Below are 4209 nucleotides of genomic sequence, written 5' to 3' on the forward strand. Positions count from 1 at the left end.
CAGGTACTATGAGCCTGATGCGGGGCGGTTTGTGAATCAGGACCCGATTGGGTTGGAAGGTGGATTTAACTTTTATCGGTTTGCGCCGAATGTTCAAGACTGGGTTGATCCGTTGGGTTTAATGAAATGTCATTCAGGAAAGCCTAAGAAAAAAGGACAAATAAAAGCAGCCGGATTACCAACGAAAGGAAAAATACGATATGTACCTCCTAAATTATGGAAGCCTAGCACTCCATTACCCAGGAAAAACGGTGGTTATCTTGATAAATTTGGTAATACATGGGTTAAAGGTCCTTCAAGGACAGCAGGTGAAGCATTTGAATGGGATGTCCAATTGTCTAAAACGGGTCAGAGTAGTATTGGATGGTTGACTGGAGACGGTTCACATGCAAATGTTTCACTATTAGGAAGGATAACTCATTTATGATTACAAACATTAAAGTAACGTTTTTCTTGGCTGCAAAATCTGACAAGGGAAGTGTTACAATCATTAATAGAATAAAGAAATTATTTCACAAAAAAAACATTGAGATATATTTCAATCATGAGAATATATTTAATTTAAAATATTCAACCAATAGTTGGGAGTGTCATATATATGAGCTATTGAAACTATGTGAATCTTTAGGAACACAATGGATTATTACAGGAGAAATTGACTATATATTTGACGCTTGGTCTAATAAATCTTCAATTGTTGGAGTTGATTCAATTAGTTTAATTTGTGAAAATCCTAACTTTTATTAATTAAATTAAAAATAAATTTAGCAAGCGTAGGTTGGGTCGAATCCAATACCCCTCTGCATGACCAACTGGTTAAAGCCGAAATCTTCAAAAAAGACGGCAGCAAAGAAACTTGGGCCTACACCTACGATGCCTTGGGCAGAAGGATAGGCAAAGGCCGTCTGAAAACAGACGGCAGCCTAGAACTTGTTGTAATGACAGTGGGAGCTTTAATGGGGGGGGCTGTTGATATTGTTTTCCAAGTTGCTGAAAATTATTTATCAGATAAACCATTGGATTGTATTAATTGGAATTCAGTAGCTGTAAGTGCAGCCATAGGTGGGATTATTCCTGCTATTCCAGGTGCTGCTACCGTTGGCAAATGTGCATGGAAAGGCTCAACAAATCTTGTTGGTTTCGCAAAAAATAAATCTGTGGCTAAGGAGTTAGGTAAAAAATATACCAAACTATTTGGAAAACAAGGAGCCAAAAATGCCCGCCATAAAGTAGGAAAACAACTAGGCAAGGCTACAAAAGCAGCCACTCATAATTTATCTAATATCAAAAAATATGCTGCGATTGGAGCAGCCGTTGCTGCTACTAGCCAAATAGCTAAAGCAATTTTGGGAGGAGAGAAAAAAAGTGTATTTAGCGATTCCCCGTGTGGTTAAAAGGATTTTTTATGCCTAATAAATTTAAGGAATTTATTCAAAAATATTGGATAAGCATATTAATTTCTTGGTTTTTCATTTGGTTATGGATGGCTTATTATGGGGATAATGTAACAGTTAAATTAGTTATACTTCCAATAATCTCTTTTTTCTTAGTGATATTATTCCATTTAGAATTGGAAAGAAAAAATATTAAATACCTATCTATTATTCAGATGATAATCGGGATGTTACTGGGATTAACTATACAAATTAAAAGAGAGAATTTTATGCTCCTTGAAGGATTGATATTCGGAGGAATTTGGGGATTAACAACACCCTTTTGGGTAAAAATATTTTTATTTTTGAGAAAAAAAATAGGAGATTATGTATAACAAAGCATAAGACGGCCATTATGTCATTGCGTCGCTGGACGGTTCGATAGCGCTGCGCTTTGCGCCTTTGGCGGTGGCGGAAGACGGTTCGGACGAGGATTCCACCCTCTTCCCGCTGGTGGCGGTGGAAGACGCCAACGGCAACCTGATCCACCGCGAGCTGGCCGACGGCGAAGTGCAGAACTATTTCTACGATCTGCATGACCAACTGGTTAAAGCCGAAATCTTCAAAAAAGACGGCACGAAAGAGACTTGGACGTACAGCTACGACACCTTGGGCAGAAGGATAGGCAAAGGCCGTCTGAAAACAGACGGCAGCCTAGAAGACGAAACCCGCTTCGTCTGGGACGGCAGCCGCCTCTTGCAGGAAGTCTACCCGGACGGCAGGTATACCTATCTCTACACCGACCAAGACTCCTACGAGCCTTTGGCGCAGGTCCGAAATTGGACAAACGAAGACGGCGAAACCCGCCAACAAACCCGCTACTTCCACTGCGACCAAATCGGCATCCCGAGAGAGATGACCGATAAGGACGGCAATCTGGTTTGGTTCGGGGATTATTACGGTTGGGGCAAACTGAGGAGCGAAACGAACGTAACGGGAACGGCGCACCAACCCTTCCGATTGCAGAACCAGTATTGCGACCTTGAGACGGGGCTGCATTACAACTTCTTCAGGTATTACGAACCTGATGCGGGTCGGTTTGTGAATCAAGATCCGATTGGGTTAAACGGTGGAGAAAATCTGTATCAATTTGCTAAAAACACGCAAATATGGATAGATACTTTAGGACTTATAAGAAATAGTCCAATAGTTGCATTAGCTAATTTTGCTAAAAATACACTAGGTAAAGATAGTGGAGCTGTTGCTATTTTAAGAGTCGGTAATAAACGATTTATAGGTATTAGTGGAAGGGTTGGTAAATTACACCCGAGTTTAAAAAAGGTATTAGACAATATCCCCAAAAGTCAAAGAGCGGATTGGCATGGACATTGTGCGGAAGTAGCTGCTATCAATAAGGCTTTAAAGAAAGGTCATAAATTAGATGGAGCAAAAATAGAAATTGCACGTGTTGGAGGCGCAAAACATGGGCATATACGCATCCCATGTCCTTCATGTGAACCTTTATTGGCTGCTTTTAAGATTAATTTATAGAATCCTTATCGGTGAAAATATGAAAAATTCAAATTTTTATGATAAATTCTGGAATATTATTGATTATGCAGAAAAGCATAATTCTTTATTATATAATTATAAAAAATATATCAAATTTTGTTTTTTATTTATTCCTAAATTAAAGCACAAGATACCAAATGATTTTTTGAATTCTTTAGATTTAGCTGAAAAATACTGGTATAAACATGAAATTACACTAGAAGAAATGTCAAAAATAAGAAGTATGATATGGAATTTTCTTGATAATCAGGATGCAACATATAATCCTAAAAAAATGCCTATTATTCGTTTTATACACCAACTATTTCAGACTGAACCACAAGCAGAAATTGATGAATATTTTACATGGGCAATTGAGTTATTAAGATTAATAGGCATTTCAGATGCTGAGATTTTGGAAAATTTACACAAAGTATTTAATGAAAATATGTAACGTAATAAATAAAAAATTTAGTAACCATAGGTTGGATCAAGAATTAACAGCCTAAGAAGCAAGCAGCCCCCCATGAAACCTCCAATCCCGACGTAGAGTGTGTGCGGTACGCACGCACGCGGTTTTTGCTTTTCAGACGACCTCAATCCTTTTTCGAGGTCGTCTGAAAACCCATACCGACGGCGAAGGCCATACCACTTCCTACGAATACGGCCAGGACGGTCTGCCGACCCGGCGCACCGATGCGCTGGGCCATACCTTCGGCTACCACTACGACAAAGCCCGCCGCCTAATCGGCCTCACCAATGAAAACGGTGCGCGCTACCGCTTTGCCTACGACGTCCTCGACCGCCTGATTGCCGAAAGCGGCTTCGACCATAAGCTGACCGGCTACCGCTACAACGCCGGCAACGAACTGGTCGAGCAGCGCGAGTTCGGCAACGATGTTTCCCTCGCCGCCAAACTGATGGCGCAGCCGGGCGGACAGCCCGTCCCCAAAAAAGACGCCGCCCCGCTTTCAGACGACCTCGACAGCCAAACCCCGCTGCGGATTACCGAGTTCAAACGCGATGTATTGGGACGCTTAATCCATACCCTCGCCCGCGACGGCGGCGACAGAGTTCAGGAGGCCGCTTACCAATACGACCCGGACGGCAACCTCGTCCGCGCCGCCAACCGCCACAGCATCACCTGCTTCGACTACAACGGAAACGGCCAAATCATCGCCCGGCACCAATGGAAAGTACCGACTAAGGAAGAGAACGCCCGAAACGGCCTGCCCGAAACCGACTGGCGCGATGCGCAGTACGACATGCTGTACCTGCCCGTCAC

General features: G+C 42.1%; 5 protein-coding genes and 2 pseudogenes. All 7 read left to right on the plus strand.

Annotated elements, in window-relative coordinates; all coding sequences use genetic code 11:
- Positions 1–427 (plus strand): polymorphic toxin type 17 domain-containing protein (locus KEM39_RS10870; RefSeq protein WP_249182757.1); only part of this gene is annotated, 427 nt, incomplete at its 5' end.
- Complete coding sequence (locus KEM39_RS10875; protein ID WP_211710024.1) at positions 424–747, plus strand: hypothetical protein; 324 nt, start codon at positions 424–426, stop codon at positions 745–747. The genes KEM39_RS10870 and KEM39_RS10875, both read left to right, overlap by 4 nt.
- A 191-nt stretch (positions 748–938) precedes the next feature.
- Entirely contained in the window at positions 939–1394 is a 456-nt protein-coding gene (locus KEM39_RS10880) for a hypothetical protein (RefSeq protein WP_211710025.1), read from the plus strand.
- Between the two features lie 11 nt (positions 1395–1405).
- A complete protein-coding gene (locus KEM39_RS10885; protein WP_211710026.1) occupies positions 1406–1768 on the plus strand; it encodes a cytochrome C biogenesis protein in 363 nt (120 codons plus the stop codon).
- A gap of 130 nt (positions 1769–1898) precedes the next feature.
- Positions 1899–2924 (plus strand): annotated as a pseudogene (locus KEM39_RS10890) (RHS repeat-associated core domain-containing protein); the annotation flags it as partial.
- A gap of 19 nt (positions 2925–2943) precedes the next feature.
- On the plus strand, positions 2944–3378 hold the full coding sequence (locus tag KEM39_RS10895) for a hypothetical protein (RefSeq protein WP_211710027.1): 435 nt from the start codon (positions 2944–2946) through the stop codon (positions 3376–3378).
- Between the two features lie 292 nt (positions 3379–3670).
- Positions 3671–4209: pseudogene (locus tag KEM39_RS10900) on the plus strand (RHS repeat protein); the annotation flags it as partial.

The sequence above is a fragment of the Neisseria sp. Marseille-Q1983 genome (assembly GCF_018224585.1).
GTDB classification, from domain to species: domain Bacteria; phylum Pseudomonadota; class Gammaproteobacteria; order Burkholderiales; family Neisseriaceae; genus Neisseria; species Neisseria polysaccharea.

What these genes read in the sequence shown, in the direction of transcription:
- KEM39_RS10875 (WP_211710024.1), top strand. Translation starts at nt 424, where the DNA reads ATGATTACAAACATTAAAGTAACGTTTTTCTTGGCTGCAAAATCTGAC.
- KEM39_RS10880 (WP_211710025.1), top strand. Translation starts at nt 939, where the DNA reads ATGACAGTGGGAGCTTTAATGGGGGGGGCTGTTGATATTGTTTTCCAA.
- KEM39_RS10885 (WP_211710026.1), top strand. Translation starts at nt 1,406, where the DNA reads ATGCCTAATAAATTTAAGGAATTTATTCAAAAATATTGGATAAGCATA.
- KEM39_RS10895 (WP_211710027.1), top strand. Translation starts at nt 2,944, where the DNA reads ATGAAAAATTCAAATTTTTATGATAAATTCTGGAATATTATTGATTAT.